General features: G+C 48.6%; 16 protein-coding genes. 2 read left to right on the forward strand and 14 right to left on the reverse strand.

Annotated features, from left to right (window positions below; genetic code table 11):
- Positions 1 to 7: 7 nt before the first annotated feature.
- From J0A67_RS19745 to J0A67_RS19770, 6 genes are all read right to left on the reverse strand, one after another.
- On the reverse strand, positions 8 to 394 hold the full coding sequence (locus J0A67_RS19745) for a VOC family protein (RefSeq protein ID WP_206571114.1): 387 nt from the start codon (positions 392 to 394) through the stop codon (positions 8 to 10).
- 10 nt (positions 395 to 404) lie between these two features.
- The gene (locus J0A67_RS19750) at positions 405 to 1370 is read right to left on the reverse strand and encodes an NAD(P)-dependent alcohol dehydrogenase (protein ID WP_206571115.1); all 966 of its coding nucleotides are present in this window, start codon (positions 1368 to 1370) and stop codon (positions 405 to 407) included.
- Between the two features lie 18 nt (positions 1371 to 1388).
- Positions 1389 to 1760: a VOC family protein gene (locus tag J0A67_RS19755; protein WP_206571116.1), complete on the reverse strand. Its 372-nt coding sequence runs from the start codon at positions 1758 to 1760 to the stop codon at positions 1389 to 1391.
- Positions 1761 to 1936: 176 nt separating this feature from the next.
- Positions 1937 to 3001: a carboxypeptidase-like regulatory domain-containing protein gene (locus J0A67_RS19760; RefSeq protein WP_206571117.1), complete on the reverse strand. Its 1065-nt coding sequence runs from the start codon at positions 2999 to 3001 to the stop codon at positions 1937 to 1939.
- Entirely contained in the window at positions 2998 to 3453 is a 456-nt protein-coding gene (locus J0A67_RS19765; RefSeq protein ID WP_206571118.1) for a DUF1440 domain-containing protein, read from the reverse strand. Before J0A67_RS19765 ends, J0A67_RS19760 begins: the two co-directional genes overlap by 4 nt.
- Positions 3454 to 3464: 11 nt before the next feature.
- Entirely contained in the window at positions 3465 to 3917 is a 453-nt protein-coding gene (locus tag J0A67_RS19770) for a GlcG/HbpS family heme-binding protein (RefSeq protein WP_206571119.1), read from the reverse strand.
- Positions 3918 to 4068: 151 nt separating this feature from the next.
- On the opposite strand from J0A67_RS19770, the gene J0A67_RS19775 reads away from it, so the two are divergent.
- Positions 4069 to 5166, forward strand: coding sequence for a Gfo/Idh/MocA family protein (locus J0A67_RS19775; RefSeq protein WP_206571120.1), 1098 nt, complete (start codon positions 4069 to 4071; stop codon positions 5164 to 5166).
- A gap of 60 nt (positions 5167 to 5226) precedes the next feature.
- Here J0A67_RS19775 and J0A67_RS19780 read toward each other — a convergent pair whose 3' ends face one another.
- The 4 genes from J0A67_RS19780 to J0A67_RS19795 form a co-directional block, all read right to left on the reverse strand.
- A complete protein-coding gene (locus J0A67_RS19780) occupies positions 5227 to 5646 on the reverse strand; it encodes a rhodanese-like domain-containing protein (protein ID WP_206571121.1) in 420 nt (139 codons plus the stop codon).
- Between the two features lie 14 nt (positions 5647 to 5660).
- The gene (locus J0A67_RS19785; protein WP_206571122.1) at positions 5661 to 6902 is read right to left on the reverse strand and encodes a glutamate-5-semialdehyde dehydrogenase; all 1242 of its coding nucleotides are present in this window, start codon (positions 6900 to 6902) and stop codon (positions 5661 to 5663) included.
- Positions 6895 to 7977 carry a glutamate 5-kinase gene (gene proB / locus J0A67_RS19790; RefSeq protein ID WP_206571123.1) on the reverse strand — a complete coding sequence of 361 codons (1083 nt, stop codon included), beginning with the start codon at positions 7975 to 7977 and terminating at the stop codon, positions 6895 to 6897. Before proB ends, J0A67_RS19785 begins: the two co-directional genes overlap by 8 nt.
- A gap of 175 nt (positions 7978 to 8152) precedes the next feature.
- Positions 8153 to 9010 (reverse strand): geranylgeranylglycerol-phosphate geranylgeranyltransferase, encoded by an 858-nt coding sequence (locus J0A67_RS19795; RefSeq protein ID WP_206571124.1) that lies wholly within the window; start codon positions 9008 to 9010, stop codon positions 8153 to 8155.
- A gap of 151 nt (positions 9011 to 9161) precedes the next feature.
- Between J0A67_RS19795 and J0A67_RS19800 the strand changes: the two genes are divergently transcribed.
- Positions 9162 to 10532, forward strand: coding sequence for a Gfo/Idh/MocA family protein (locus J0A67_RS19800; RefSeq protein ID WP_206571125.1), 1371 nt, complete (start codon positions 9162 to 9164; stop codon positions 10530 to 10532).
- 60 nt (positions 10533 to 10592) lie between these two features.
- On the opposite strand, the gene J0A67_RS19805 is transcribed toward J0A67_RS19800, so the two are convergent.
- The 4 genes from J0A67_RS19805 to J0A67_RS19820 form a co-directional block, all read right to left on the reverse strand.
- Positions 10593 to 11660: an alpha/beta hydrolase gene (locus J0A67_RS19805; RefSeq protein WP_241265272.1), complete on the reverse strand. Its 1068-nt coding sequence runs from the start codon at positions 11658 to 11660 to the stop codon at positions 10593 to 10595.
- On the reverse strand, positions 11653 to 12606 hold the full coding sequence (locus tag J0A67_RS19810; RefSeq protein ID WP_206571126.1) for a carbon-nitrogen hydrolase family protein: 954 nt from the start codon (positions 12604 to 12606) through the stop codon (positions 11653 to 11655). Before J0A67_RS19810 ends, J0A67_RS19805 begins: the two co-directional genes overlap by 8 nt.
- Before the next feature lie 124 nt (positions 12607 to 12730).
- Positions 12731 to 13591: an ROK family protein gene (locus J0A67_RS19815; protein WP_206571127.1), complete on the reverse strand. Its 861-nt coding sequence runs from the start codon at positions 13589 to 13591 to the stop codon at positions 12731 to 12733.
- Positions 13592 to 13688: 97 nt separating this feature from the next.
- Complete coding sequence (locus J0A67_RS19820) at positions 13689 to 16016, reverse strand: PIG-L family deacetylase (protein ID WP_206571128.1); 2328 nt, start codon at positions 16014 to 16016, stop codon at positions 13689 to 13691.
- Between the last annotated feature and the right edge of the window lie 50 nt (positions 16017 to 16066).

Consider the following 16066-nt stretch of genomic DNA (forward strand, 5'->3'; position numbering starts at 1 on the left):
TCCCGATTTAGATGCCGGTTTGCGGGTTTTCGATTTCTTCACCGAAGGCGATTCTGTGACCATCTACGGTCCGAATCGCAAACTCACGCTGACCCCAAGGTTTGTTTTCGAGCGGGCTTAGAAACTCTACCCCCTTGGCTTGGTACTCTTGATACAGCCCATCAATGTTTGCGACCTCGAAATAGCCAAAATAAGAATGGTCCCCAATCTCGCCTGCAGGGATTTCGTCCGCACACTCCCCCAGCATTATTATTATTTTGTCTCGAACCAGAAAATGCCAAAAGCCATCCGACCAGAGCGTTTCAAATCCAAGTAGCGATTGATAGTAATCCGCTGAGGTTTTGAGGTTTTTCACAGCCAATACGTATCTGCTTCCTGTCATCTTGGGTCTCACGGGATTCAGTTTAGGTTTTTGAAACATCAAGGATCACGTTTCCGATTTTTTGTCCGGAGGCGACGTAGGCGTACGTCTCAGTGATCTGGCTTAGCTTGACGGTACGGTCAATCAGTGGATTGAACTTTCCTTCCAAAAGTAATTGCTCCATCTGTCTGAGGCTTTGTTGGATATCCAATGGCACGGGAAATTTGACTTTCTGTTTGCCCCAGAAAAGGCTTTTGAACGCCAGCAGTGGGTTTTCGCAATTTGGTCCTAACTCTGAGGAAATATAGACTCCCCTTTCTGTCAAAAGTGGTTTGCAGATCTTAAAGCGGCTTTTCCCCACCGCATCAAAGACTGCCTTGAAGCGCTTTTCCATCCGGGTAAAGTCCTCCTTATACGCATCAATTACCTGATCAGTACCTAGGGTTATCACCTTGTCCACATGGCCTAGGGAGACGGCGGTTACGCGGATGCCCATAGTTTTGAGCAGTTGGATCGTTGCCGAACCAATCGCACCGGTGCCTCCGATGACGAGCACTTCGTCGCCTGGCTTCAGGGTCATCTTGTTGATGAAATTGATCCCATAATGACCGGCTTCGATGGACGCAGCGGCGATGAAAGGATCGATCGCTTTGGAAAGTTTCCTCAGGTTGGAAAAAGCCGAGGTACAAAAATATTCCGCTTGGCTCCCGCAGCCATTGTCGATGAAGCCCCAGACGCGGTCTCCGATCTGAAAATCTCCCACTTGGGTGCCTACCCCTGCTACTTCTCCCACGAAGTCGGTACCAGTCACGGGATTTTTGGGCTGGGGTATGCCCACGAAAAGCTTCATAATAGCCGGACTCCCGGTCACCACCGCTACATCGGTTCGATTGATGGTAGTAGCTATGACCTTGACCAATATCTCCTTAGGGGAGGGTTCAGGCTGGGGGATTTTTTCGACTCGAACCTTGTCTACAGGGCCATAGTCGTAGCGAACGGCAGCTTCCATAGGTTTTTTTAGACTTGGTTACCGATGCTGATCAATCAAAATGGTGTTGCCGTCCGGATCAAAAAACAAAATGCTCGCTGGTCCGCTGCTTGAAGCGTCTGCCTCCTGAGCCAGGCTGATTCCTTTTTCTTTTAGACGTTTTTGGATACTCCGGACGTCATCGAACGTGTCGAGGTTTTTTGCATTCTGATCCCATCCGGGATTGAAGGTGAGGATGTTTTTCTCAAACATTTCGTGAAAAAGCCCGATCAGCGTGTCTCCGTTTTTCATGATCAGGTAGTTCATTTCATCACTTCCGGCAAACACGGAAAACCCAAGAGTTTCATAGAATTCCTTGGAAGTTTGGAGGCTTTTCACAGAAAGGCTGATGGAAAATGCACCTAGTTTCATGGTCTTTTGATTTTGAAGCATTCTTAAAGCTAGGAAAAAGAGGGTTTAAATCAGTGATACTAAGGCTGTTTTTCGGATTTGGGCTTGTCTCAACTTTTCAATAAACTTTCATCGCAAGGAATTTAAATAAGGCAAACTTGTGGATTAAAGGGTCTGAACCAATGTGGTTTAGATCGTCATTGTCTCACGCTCACCCTTGCCGTTAGGATATAGGCTGCTCTTTCCCATTTACCCAGACTATTGTATCTCGAATAGCAGGTGTAATGCTCCAGCGAAAAAGGTAGGAGGGATACACCGAAGGCGGTGCCCGGAAGAAAATGGATGTAGTGCAGAGCTGGAATGATTTTCCCATCTACCAGAGTAGAATCCATGACCACTCTTTCGGGATACTGCTGCTCAAAATTCCTGTAAATTTCCTTCAACTGGTTTCGCTCACTTTCCTCCATGATCCACTCAAAAGCAAGAAAGAAGGGACCTGGCACCTGGATATTGTATTGGGAAATATCAAAGTCAATCCAACCTTTTTTAATGTCGGATTCCAAGATGATGCTCCTGTCCAGAAATTCAACTCCCGGAGCACCAGTCAGGGAATCTACTTCGTAGAGTCGGACTCGGATCTTGAAAGGTCCGGTAGTGTTGTCGGAGATTTTGAGTTTGGCGCTTTCCAGGAAGACAGGATACCTTAGCTCCTCATGGTAGCTCGGGTATTTGTTTTCTATTAACAAAGCTACTGAAGCCCCTGCGTTGGCATCTACACCGGAGCTCATATTCAGCCCACCCTTCTCATACCTATTTCCTAGTTCCCATTCCTTTACTTTGTCTTTTTTGGCCCGTACGGTGACTTCCTGAAGAAGTGTCTCATTTTGGAACAAAAGGATGTCAATGGATTCGCTTAAAGCAGAAACAGGGATTGATTTCAGCTTGTAACCCAATGCAGAAAAAGTCAGCGTATCCCCGGTATTTTCCCCAGGAATGGCTAAAGAAAAAGTGCCGTCTCCGTCTGAAATAGTCCCAATTCGAGTATTGATGATGCCGATGTTGGCGTAGGGAATGGCGGTATTGGTTTTTCCATCCACTACCTTTCCTTTCAGGTGAATTTGGGAAATGGTCGCAGTAGAGATGGAAGTGATGAGGACAATCAGAACGGGTGAACCGATCAGGAGATTAATCCTAGGGATTCGAAATTCGATTTTGTCCCAAGGGAGCATCCTGAAAAGAGAATGAGGAAACGAGCGCTTCATATTTTTTGCCTCGCCGCAATAAATGAGAGGGGCAGTCCAATGCAAACGATTAAAATTAGCATGCCGGTGCCTGCATCTATCCAACTGAGGGAAGTTTTTGGCGTATTGGAAAGGGGGAGGATAATGAGGTTCATTACCAACCAAATGGCGACGCCATAAACAACGCCTCTTGTCACCTTTGCTTTTGATATGGAGGGAAAGACGGCGCAGATAAGAAAAAAGAAGAGGGTGAAGCTGACTGCAAGCGAATAGTGAAACAACAATCCAAATACTATCATGCGGTCTCCTCCAGAAAATGCATCCCCGCCAAAAACACCGCTGGCAATAAATTTGAAAACCGGAGCTGGGCCATTTCCGGTTTTCAAAAAATACTGCACACAGGCGGCCAAAATATCAAGCGTGCCTACGAGAAGGCCTGTCCCAAGAACAAAAGCTAAAGGTCGCATTTTCATGCAAAGTCAGCTTAGTAACCTTTTACTCCGGCATCCGCGATGATCCCATCTTGGGCGGAAGTCACACCGGATACTCCGATAGCCCCTACAAGTATCCCGTCTTTGAAAATGGGCAGTCCTCCTTCGATCGCCGTGGCATTGGGCAATGTGGCTATCCTGGCACCGCCCTCGCCCTTCATCATGTCTTCGAAGATTTTGCTAGATCGCTTAAAATAAACCGCGGTCTTTGCCTTGGCCTGAGCAACCTCGATCGAGCCAACCTGTACGCCGTCCATTCGTCTCAAAGAAACCAGGTTTCCTCCATCATCCAAGATGGCAATTACTACGTTCCAGCCTTCTGCTTTGGCTTTGGCCTCGGCAGCAGCGGTGACCCGTTCCGCATCGGCGAGGCTTAAGTAGGGTTTGGTTTGGGCGAATGAAAATAAAGGCATCGCCAGTAAGAGAAGAAGAACTAGTTTTTTCATGGTTACATGCAAGTTGTTGAAAAGAGTACTCCTAAAAATACACTTTTTGATTTAGGGAGATTATCGATTAACTTGATTTTCAGAAATATCGATCTATTTTCTGTCCTCAATTTCCTTATAAACCAAATTTCCTATCAAAAATTAGCCTATTATGATTACAAGACGTGATTCTTTGAAGACTCTGGGCCTTGCTGCCGGATTGGGCTTGGCCTCTCCATTCAACCTTTTGGTCAGTGCACAGCCGGTCAAAAAAGATCGACTGGGTATTGCCTTGGTTGGCTTGGGATATTACAGCACCGATCTGCTGGCACCAGCCCTGCAACTCACAAAAAACTGCTACTTAGCTGGAATCGTCACAGGAACTCCCTCCAAAGCGGAGGCCTGGAAGGCCAAATACAACATACCCGACAAGAACATCTACAACTACGGGAATTTTGACTCGATCAAGGATAACCCAGACATCGATGTGGTCTACGTAGTGTTGCCTCCCTCCATGCATCGGGAATATGTAGAGCGGGCGGCAGCCGCCAAAAAACAGGTTTGGTGCGAAAAACCCATGGCGGTCACTGCCGCCGATTGCCAAGCGATGATCGATGCCTGCAAGAAAAACGGAGTCAGTCTGGCCATAGGCTATCGCTGCCAGCATGAGCCCAATACCAAGGCCTTTCAGGAAATAGTCAAAGGCGAAAAGCTCGGCAAAGTATTGTCTTTAGACTGTGCTGCAGGATATCGTGAGGGACGGACTGACCATTGGAAGCAGAAGAAAGAAATGGGCGGAGGGGTGATCTACGACATGGGCGTGTACTCCATTCAGGGGGCTAGACTAGGGTCAAACATGGAACCTGTTGCAGTCAAGTCTGCCAAGGTTTGGACCGAGCGCCCGGAGATCTACAAGGATGGATTGGGAGAGATAGTGGAGGCAGAGCTGGAGTTTCCAGGAGGTGTTACCGGCAAGATCAAAACCTCGTTTGCGGAAAATGTGAATTTCCTGAACATCGTATGCGAAAAAGGAACGATAGAGATGGCTCCTTTTTCCGCCTATGCAGGAAACAAGGGAAAGAGTCCGCTAGGGGTAATAGACTTCCCCTTTCAGCAACCTATGGAGCAAGTCTATCAGATGGATGACGACGCACTTAGTATCATGAACGGCAAGCCGATGCAGGTGCCTGGCGAGGAAGGCAAGCGCGATATCCGTATCGTGGAGGCGATTCTCGAGAGTGCGAATACAGGAAAGCGGGTATTGGTATAAGCCGGATTTACCAAACTTGCCATGGGATCCTTTGAGGTTAATAATTCCTCAAAGGATTTTTCATTCACGAATGACCGGAAGTCCCTGCGCAGTCCAGGCCCTGATTCCACCTTCGAGATGATAGACCGATGTAAAACCCTCCTTGACTAACAGCCCCGCTGCTTCGGCACTCCTAGCCCCAACGGCACAATAGACGAAAATCTCCTTGTCTTTAGGAATCTCCTTTGCTTTGTCCAGGAAATCACTTCTGTAAAAGTCGATGCTGATCGCACCGGCGATCTTCCCGGCAGCGACTTCTTCGGGAGTGCGGACGTCAAGGATGATCGCATGCGAGCTTTTTTCCTGAAACTCCCGTGGACTCAGTTTTTGCACAGTGGATTTAGCGGCTTCCGTTTGGCCCTCGGTCTTCTCTCCTTTTCTGGTTTCGCAGGAAAGGATCGCGAAAAGGACGCTTAGAACGAGGATTTGGGTCTTTTTCATTTGTCTTGGTTTCCTTATTGTCTGGTTTGGCCCTCACCTCTGACAATCCATTTGTAGCTGGTCAGCTCTCTGAGGGCCATGGGTCCACGGGCATGGAGCTTTTGCGTGCTTATGCCGATTTCGGCTCCAAGTCCAAATTGGTTGCCATCGGTGAAAGCGGTTGAGGCATTGGCGTAGACGGCCGCTGCATCGACTTCCAAGAGAAAGCGCTCAATGTGATCTCGGTTTTCAGAAACGATCGCCTCTGAATGCCGCGAAGAATAGGTCGCAATATGGTCCAAAGCTTCGTCCAAATCTTGAACGGTCTTGACGGACATCTTCAGACTCAAAAATTCCGTGCCGAAATGTTCTGGCTGGGCCGGCAGGATCAGGGGATTTTTTTCCATAAATCCAAGGGACTTTTCGTCAGCAAATACCTGTACCCCGGAATCGAGCATAGGCTGGATCAAGTCCTGCAGGTTGCCTAGTTGGCTTTCGTGCACGATCAGACAGTCTAGGGAATTGCAAACACTTGGCCTGCGGGTTTTGGAGTTGTGAAGGATGCCCTTGGCTTTGGCTAGATCTGCGGTCTCATCCACGTAAGTATGGACTATTCCGGCTCCAGTTTCGATCACGGGTACTTTTGCATTTTGGCGCACAAACTCAATCAGTCCCTGGGAGCCTCGTGGGATGATGACGTCCACAAAACCGACGGCTTCGAGTAAGGCTTTGGTAGCAATCCTGTCCGCGGGCAAAAGCTGGAAGGCCTGTGTCGGAATTCCATGCCTCTCCAGCACTTGATGAATCATCTTGAGGATGGCACGATTGGAAAAGTCCGCATCGGAGCCACCTTTCAGCACCAGTCCGTTTCCGGATTTCAAAGCCAGGGTGAACACGTCGAAAGTCACGTTTGGGCGGGCTTCGTAGATGATGCCGATGACACCTAAAGGAACCGTCACCTTGCTCAAGTACAAGCCGTTTTCCAGCATCTTTTCCTCCAATTTGATGCCCAAAGGAGATGCAAGTCCATTCACCTGCAGAATTTCCGCTGCGATGCCTTTTATCCTAGCTTCGCTCAGCAACAAGCGGTCATACATCGGGTTGGTCTGGTCCATCCTGTCAAGATCCTTTTGGTTCTCTCCCAAAAGGAAAGGGATCTGTGCAACGGCAAGATCGGCTAGGTCGCGCAGGATAGCCGAAGTCTTTTCTGCCGATATTCCGGCTAGCTTGCGGCTGGAGTTTCGGACCTCCTGAAATATGGATTGGTACTCATTCATGGTCAAATAGATAGAGGTAGTCGTAATGGACAAGTGGCTTTTGGTTTTTGAGCCCCATCAGCTCTTGGGCGAGTTTTGAGGTATATTCCGCCCTTCCCAAACCGACCTTTTTGTGGTCCTCATCGCGGATCAGGACAATGTCGCCTTTGGAAAAATCCCCCTTAACTTCGATAATACCTACGGGTAGAAGACTTCGGATCACCGACGAGGTCAGTGATTCTTTCGCCCCCTTGTTAATGGTGATTTCTCCTTTGTAATAGTGGGCTCCGTGGGCCAGCCATTTGATGGCAGCATGCTTTGACTTGTTTGGTTCAAACCAGGTGCAACGAAGGCTTTTGTTTTGGAACTCCGTCAGTACCCCTTCCCGTTTGCCGTTGGCAATGAGGACTTGGATTCCCAAGCTTGCAGACTTTTTGGCCATGGCGTATTTGGTCAGCATTCCCCCTCGTCCAAAGGCGGATTTGGTTGCGGAGATGTAGCTGGACACTTCGGGCATGGAAGAAGCCACTTTCTCGATCAGCTCCGAGCCTGGATCGGCGGGATTTCCGGTGAATATCCCATCCACATTCGTCAATAGGAGAAGCGTGTCTGCATTGATCATGGCGGCGGTGAGGCTAGCCAGCTCATCATTGTCGGTAAACATCAGCTCCGTGATGGTCACCGTGTCGTTTTCATTGATGATAGGAAGGATTCCCTGCTGCAAGAGCGCCTCGACGCAGTTTTTCATGTTGAGGTAATGCTTGCGGTCGCGGAAGTCCTCCTTGGTCACCAGGATCTGGGCGATGGGCTGGCCCAGGTTGCCAAACAACTCTTGGTACTGGTTGATTAGCCGGATTTGCCCAGTGGAGGCCCATATCTGTTTTTTGAAGACCGGGTTAAGGCCGCCCGGAAGTGAGATGGACTGACGCCCGAAAGCAACTGCGCCGGAGCTGACTAGCGCCACTTTCTTGCCGGATGTAATCAGGTCTTGGATTTGGGAAACCAAATGTTTCATCCTATCCAAATCGGGTAGGCCGTTGGACTGGGTTAGTACGTTGGAACCGATTTTTACTACCAGGGTCTTAGAATCCAGCATTTTTGAAAAATTTGCATGAAAGTAAGTGATTTGGTAGGGAATTGCTGATGTTGGATTGGAAAATTGAAAGATTTCAAAATAGAAAAATTGGCATCCAAGGTTGGAAAGTGGCAAAGTTGGTAAAAATGGGGCGGTGCCGCCAAGGCGTCGTCAATCGTACTTCCTAAATCGTAAGTCACAAAAACGCCATACTCAGCGTTCCTACCAGCATCAGGATTTTGGCGATTGCACTCAATTGGGTGAAGTGACGCTTGCGGTCGGCTTGGTAGATTTTCCACATGAACCACATGAAGGCGAGTCCCAAAATGCCGAAGTAGACGAAGAGTACCGGGCTGTTGATCTTGAAAGTCACCACGAGAATGGAGCAGACAAAGCCAAAGGCAATGAGGAAGATCACTTGCTTCGTTCTTCGAAAGCCAATGACAATGGGTAGTGTTCGGCAACCATGCTTGCGGTCTCCGGGCCTGTCTTCGATGTCTTTGATGATCTCTCGAATTAGATTTAGGAAGAACGCGAAGATCGCATAGGTGAGCACCAGCAATTCGGATTTTTGGTAGTAAAATGCGACCAGATAGACCGAAAGGCCGGTCAGAAAGGCAACCGTCAGATTGCCGACGAAAGGTTCTCTTTTTAGGCGGTTGCTATAAATCCAAAGAAGGAAGCAAGCCAGGAAATCGACGGCTGCCACTCGCGGCGCAACGAGCCACCCCAAGCCGATCGCACTGAAGTTGAAGATGGAGTGGAGGAATAGTACCATCCTCCGTTTGATGCCCTTGCCGACCACGACTTCCTCGGGGCGGTTGACGTAGTCGATCTTGACGTCGTAGTAGTCGTTGATCATGTAGCCAGCGGCGGTGATGATCACGGTAGAGAGGACCAGTAGATAGAGTCTGTAGTCTTGGAGGACTGGGAGTCCCGCGGCGCTGGTTCGGATCAGAAAATGGGCAGCCATCAACTGAGTGAATGCCACCAAAAGGAGGTTGATCGGTCTGCTGATCCGGAAAAGTCCCCGAAAAGACAAGGTTCGCTCCATAGGTTTGGCTTCAACTGTTAAAAATAGCGGAAAAGTCCAATTGATAGGGAGAAAGGCTTATTCTCTAAGGAAAAATCATTTCTCCTCCATTTTTGCCAGCGATTTTTCTTCAAATGTTTATCTTGATTCATAAACCCATTAACCGAAAATGATGAAAAGTAAGAAGTTGCAATCCAGAAGGGATTTTATAGCAAAGACAGGAGGGGCTTTGGCAGGCTCGATGTTTATCCATCCGGTAGCGGAGGCCTTAAGTTTGTTTGACAGACCTGGGGAAAAGATGAAGCTGGCGCTGGTCGGTACAGGAGTTCGGGGCTTGTCTATGTGGGGGAGAGATGTGGTCAGAGCCTATGCAGACCAGATTGAATTCGTGGGATTGGCCGATAAGAACGAAGGTAGGCTACAGTATGGAAAATCCTTCATGGGGGTAAGTTGCCCTACTTTTTTGGATACTGACCAGATGCTGAGGGAAGCTAAGCCCGATGTGTTGATCGTGACTACCATGGATTCGACACATCATGAGTTTATCGTCAAAGGACTCATGGCTGGGATGAATGTCATTTCGGAAAAGCCCATGACCACGGACGAAAAGAAGATGCAGGCCATCTTGGATGCGGAGAAGAAATCCGGAAAAAAGCTCATCGTCACTTTTAACTATCGGTATTCACCTCACCGCCAAAAGTTGTTTGAGCTCCTTCGCGCTGGGGAAATCGGCACAATTACCTCCGTGGATTTTCATTGGTACCTCGATACTTCGCATGGGGCCGATTATTTCAGGAGATGGCATGGACAGCGGGAGTACAGTGGAACCTTGCTGGTCCATAAGTCTACCCATCATTTTGACTTGCTCAACTGGTGGCTGGACTCAGATCCAGAGGAAGTGTATGCCTACGGCCAGTTGGAGTTTTATGGGAAAAATGGGCCATTCCGGCATACCACCTGCCGTGGTTGCCCACATGCGTCGAACTGTGATTTTTATTGGGATATCACCAAAAGCGCGCACCTAACCAAGCTCTACGTCGACAACGAGAAGTACGATGGCTATCATCGTGACGGCTGTGTGTTTCGAGAGGAAATAGACATCTATGATAAGATGGCTGTGCAGATCCGCTATAAAAACAAGGTGCAGGTCAGCTACAGCCTCACAACCTATTCACCCTACGAGGGCTACCGAATCGCCTTCAACGGGACCAAAGGACGCTTGGAAGCTTGGATAAAGGAAAGCCAGCCATGGGAGGAAAAAGATGCCGATGAGATTCACCTGACCAAGAACTTTGGAGAGCGTGAGATCATCACCATTCCTCACGGCGGCGGCGGTCACGGCGGTGGGGATACTCGGCTAAAGGACAAGCTGTTCAAAGACCCGAACGCCGCCGACCCCTGGAGACAATCCGCGGGAAGTCGGGATGGGGCGATGTCTTGCCTGATTGGGATTGCGGCAAGGCATTCGATCGAACAGGCCAAGCCGATCAGAATTCAAGACTTGACGGACATTCCCTTGAAAGAATCGGGAAGGGGAGTCTAAAGGCGAAAGATGGAGCCCCATTTCTTTTCTGAAATGGGGCTATTTTTTTTCCTTCGTAAATCAGTTCTCAAAGTTTAGGTAGAAATCAAAAAAGGGAAGCATTTGTTGGGGGATCCTTCCATCCTGCGTATAGATGTCACTGGTGTGGGTGCCTATGTATTCCTCCGCAAAATGCTTGACGCCCACATTTTCAAGTCTTTGACTAAACATCTGACACATTTGGGTGAACCTCTCTCCAGAGTTTCTTCCCCAATCCAGCTTGATGGCTTTGAGCTTTTTTAGGTTTTCCAGATTTTCATCGATCATGTGAACCGGCATATTTGCATGCCATTTTTCAAGTATTTCTGGATGTACGATCAGCTCTTCACCCCAGTATTCAAAAGGCAAATCGCAATAAAAAGGAGGCTTGTTAGGGTTGGGTGACCAAGACCGGCCAAAGGCAATAATGACTTTTCCAAAATAGCTTTTGTTTACTTCTTCCATCGATTTTAGTCGGGATAGCTCCTTGAAAGTGTCTGAATTGGGACCGTATTCTCTGACAATGGTCAGCGCGCCTGGACTTAAAGCATAAACAGAACTAAATGTGTCTGGGTGATGCATGGCGATTTTCAGGGCTCCATAGCCACCCATGCTATGTCCGGTGATTCCTCTACTTTCCTTAGTAGCTATCGTTCGGTAGTTTTCGTCGATGAACTTTACCAGTTCTATCGCAGTGAAGTCCTCCCATTTGCCGAAAATCTCCGAGTTGCTGTAGAAGCTGCCTTCGTAGCTGGTTTTTTCATCAGGAATGACAACGATAACAGGCCGGATTTTTTTGGTGGAAATGGCAAAATCAAGGAGAGGCGCCATGAAATTGAGCATGGTGTCGTCCCCCATGAATCCATGCAGAAAGTAAATGACTGGGTAGCTATGGGTAGAGGATTCGTATCCGGGAGGGAGATAGATGGACGCATTTCGATTCGGATTTTCTCCCATAGGATTGATTAGTGCCTGGGATTGAATTTGAGTTTGGACGACTTTTCCTTTCGAGATCTGTCCCAGTGTGGGAACCAGAAAAGAGATGAAGAACAACATCAATAGCAGGACTTTGACCCTGCTGGCAATAGATTTATGGCTTGGCTTATTCATAATCGACCGATTTGAGTCTGGTTCTGTTTACGCCTAATTTCAATACATCCGGCCGGGAGTAATGTCCTACAGCGTCAAAGTTTTGCCTTTCCTCCAAAACTCGATTAAAATCCAGTGTTTCGAATAGGAGGCCTTCCTTGCCAGCTTGAGGTTCTAAAATCCATTTTCCATTTGGTCCTGCGATGCAGCTGCCTCCGTCCGCCAATACATCTGGACAGTTTTCCAGGATATAATCGAGGTGGGGAGTGTTGGTAGGAAAGTCCGCTTTTCGCATCAGACTAGATACGGAGATGACAAAAGAGCGGCTCTCCTGCGCGATCATTCGCGTGATGTTTTCGGTATTCCGAACGGCACCTGGCCAGACGGCGACATGCAGGTTTTCTCCCAAACCATATAGGGCAGTTCGAGCGAGAGGCATCCAATTTTCCCAGCAATTGAGTCCGCCAACAGTAAATTCCTTGAGGGGATGGACCTGCAAGCCGTGTCCGTCTCCGGGAGACCAGGTCAGGCGCTCTTCGTAGGTGGGTTGCAATTTGCGATGAACAGAGCAGATTTTTCCCTCAGAATTGATGAATACAAGCGAGCAGTACAGGCTGTGACCTCCTCGATCCAAGGGGCGCTCAATGATCCCGAGATAAACTGCAAGTTTATTTTTCTTTGCCAAAGTTTGGATTTCAGAAAGGTCGTCCCTTTCAATCTGGAGCGCATTTCGAGCGTAGTGGGCGTGGATTTCTTTTTGAATGCGATCGTCCCAAGCCGATGCTTGGGTGATCGAAAGCCACCAGGGGTAGCCAGGTACCAGACCTTCCCCAAATACGATGAGTTCGGCATCAGCTTTGGCTGCCTCGAGGATGGAAGTTTTCACTTTGGCCAGAGTAGCGGCTTTGTCCAGCCAGACGGGAGAAATTTGGGCCAGAGCGATTTTCAACTTGGGATCTACGGGCATGGGAATAAATATAGTCGGAATTAGAAACTCAAGTGAATATCCTGCTCGGGATTTGTTGAGGGCAAAAAAAAGCGGTCTCTACGAAACCGCCCTTTTTGACTAACTAAACCAACTTTAATGTTTTTCAGACTTCGACCATATCTTTTTCCGTATCCACCAAGGCAACGGCTCCGTGGATTGCCGTTTCGTCGAGTTCGGAGATAAGAATTTTCAAGTTTTGCAATACGGTGGGATAGGCAAAAGTCTCCAATGTCTTGAACAGGGATTTTTTGAACAGAGGGAATGTCTTCCGTATAGATCCTCCGAGCACAATGGCCTCAGGTGCCAGTCCATACATGATCATCTTGAGGAGCTCGCCGAGGTGGCGTCCGAACTCGTCAAAGGCTTGGATCGCCTGTGGATCTCCGGCCAATGCTTGCTTTGCAAGAGCTTTCGGCTTGCTCTTATACACATTGTGAAAGAATTTTCCGCTGCAATAGTATTCGTAATTGTGCTCAAGATAGGGGGCGCTGCACCATTCTCCAGCGGCGGAGAACATTCCGGAATAAAGATGACCGTTGATCACTATGCCACCGCCTACGCCGGTTCCCAGCGTGATGCCCACCAAGTTTTTATAAGGTTTTCCGACCCCATATTTATGTACGCCAATGGCAAAGCAGTTCGCGTCATTGTTTACGAAAACCGGCTTGGAAAAGCGCCCGGTGAGAAACTTTTTAAGCTCCACATGTTGGAATGAGGGGATATTTGCCAAGCCCAGCACAATCCCTTCGCGGGAATCCACCAGTCCGGGGATTCCGATTCCAATACCCACGAAGTCATAGGCGGAATAGGAGTCAATAAACGTGGCAATGGTCTCGAGGATATACTCCTTGCTTTCCATCGCAGGGGTGGGTACAGAGCGAATGTCTTCGAGATGTCCTTTGACCAGAACCCCGCCTTTGATGCTGGTTCCTCCGATATCCAGTCCTAAAATGGCTTTTTCCATTCGCAATAGTCTAATAATCTTTGATGATAGATTTAACGCAGAAAGCCGCCGGAAACTTCCCGGTCGCTTTCTCCATAGGTTTGTGAGCGTCGAGGGTTTATAGCATCCCTTCGATGGATTTCTCCAGTTCTCTTGCCGTAGCCAAAAACTCGTCCACGCTCATGTCTCTGAAAAAGATCAGGCCATGGCTGGCTCTTACTTTTGCCCGCTCATGCAGGTAGAAGTAGTTTTTGCCCAGCAAAAGTTGTATGTCGTTGAGCTGTCCTACCCAAGTACGTTTAGCCACGGTGCTAAACTTGCCGTTGTGGGCATAGCTTGGGAAAGATGCATTGACTTGGCTCAGGTAGCAGTTGGAGAATGAGTCCTCCATCACTGACATGTCTCCGAGCGAAACTGGCACGATCACGTTGGCCTCGTGTGGCTCAAACTTGAACCAGACGTTTCTATAGCCTATGATGCGCAGATTGCTAGTGTCATGTTCTTTGCCCCACTGCTTCACCGCTTCCGCCGTCGCCTGTAGCACTTTGTAGTGGGTGTCAGGTCCAGATCCTTCCGGATCCAGCGTCAAGCTAATTTTTGTAGGTTTAATCTTACGGAACATTTCCACGATCGGTTCCACGTCGCGATTTTTGTCCGGCTGCTCGGTGAAAATATCGCCAGTGTAGAAGCCCAGTCTGAGGTGGTGCACGTTTTTCACTTGCACACCAAAGTGCGCCCATACCAACTCTTCCTCAAACTCGCGGATCATGCCTTTCAGCTTCTGGATCTTGGCGGGGTTTTTCTCCCCATCGTAGGAATTTTTCAGGATGCTGATGACATCGTTGATGGTTTCGCGTAGCTGGGTTTTATTTTTCACACCGTACACAATCACGAGCGCTCGTACTACCCTGTGACAGAGGCCTCGCTTGCGGGCATCGGGATTTTCGGAAGCGACATTGGTCAGGAAGTGATAGACGTCCTTGTCGGTCTTTAGGCTGTAGCCTACCTCAAAAAAGTCTTCGAAGTTGACCATCTGGATCTTGCCTTCGTCCAACAGTTTCTTGGTGGTCTGTAGGGTGTCGATCACAAATGTGTTCGTCACTGCGGTAAAGCCGGAAGTCAACACCGAGAAGTGCGCCTCATTGGTAGGTTCGTTGAGCTGATTGGTGATGTGCGGTAGTATGCCTAGGGAAATGTCGTCGTGGTGTGGACCAGTATGGAGAAGCACTTCGTTGCTTTCCTGTTCCAATCCCTTTGCCAATTTGGCCTCGGCAGCTTTCATCACCTGATTGACGGTGTCTTCGTTGAGTCCCGGAATCAGCTTGGTGTATTTGTCAGCTTTGAGATCTTCGATTTTGATTCTGTGACCATATTTATTCAGCTTTTTGCAAAGCTCGAGTACGGCTCGTTCGGTTTTTTCAAATGTCCACTCGCCTTTTTGATAGTAGGCGTCCATGGAGTCCGTCAACTTTACGGCAGCACCTTTGGTAAGATAGAAACGACCGTTTTTCAGTTTTTGGAGTACTGTAGCCGGATAGACATTGTTCAAAGGAGTCTCCAAAGAGTCCTTCACGATACCCGCTTTCGCTTCGCCTGCAGCGATGATGATGCCCACCGCTTCGGGATTGTACACGATCGTGTCCAGACCTATGGTGATGACCAGTCTGTTGGCAGATACCTCGATGCCACCCAAATCTCCAGCCGCTACCGCTTGGGTTTCGAAGTTGGTGTCCGTCAGACGGGTGACAGAAAAGATATGCGAGCCTCTCGTGTTAAAGGCAATATGCCCGTCTGGGCCGATGCCGCCAAGGAAAAAGCCGATGCCCCCTTTATCACGGATGCGCTGCTCGTACTCACCGCACCACTGGTCTATCATGTAGATGGATTTCTGTTGGATTTTCTCGAGATCATTTATTGGATCACGGAATCTGAGCGAAAGGTCCACTTTCAGGTCCGGGAATACCTGGCTGAAGTGAAGGCCGTCCGCCAGCGGGATCTCGTCCGAATTGATCAGGATCGCCTTTTCTTTGGAAAGCCCAAAACCCTGGATATAGAATTTGTTGACGTAGTCGTAGAAGCTGTTGTGCTGCTTGGAAGAAATAGGATAGAATTCATCGATCTGCACAAATGTCAAATCCTTCAACACCGGCTTCTTTGTAGATCCCAGCCCGTGCTTTTCCCGAACTTCCTTGCCTTTTTTGGTGTCCCAATTTTCCAGGAGGTATTGGGTCCACTTGATGAAAAATTCCGGGGTTTTGCCCGTTGGCAAGCTGATGACTCCCTCTGGATTGGCCGCGGCCCATTCCAAAAAGCGGCAGGCCGTAAGCAGCCCTAGCTTTGGAAAGTTGTCAACCGTGAGATAGGGGATCAGGGTCGAGATTTTGTCTACTCCGGATTCGGCAAGAAATGCTTTTTCAACTTCGGAGAGGGGATACTTACTGAGCATACTGGTGAGACAGTTTAGTGATGTAAGATTTATTGTTTTGAGATTCGCGA

It is taken from the genome of Algoriphagus aestuariicola (genome assembly GCF_017254835.1).
Lineage (GTDB): Bacteria > Bacteroidota > Bacteroidia > Cytophagales > Cyclobacteriaceae > Algoriphagus > Algoriphagus aestuariicola.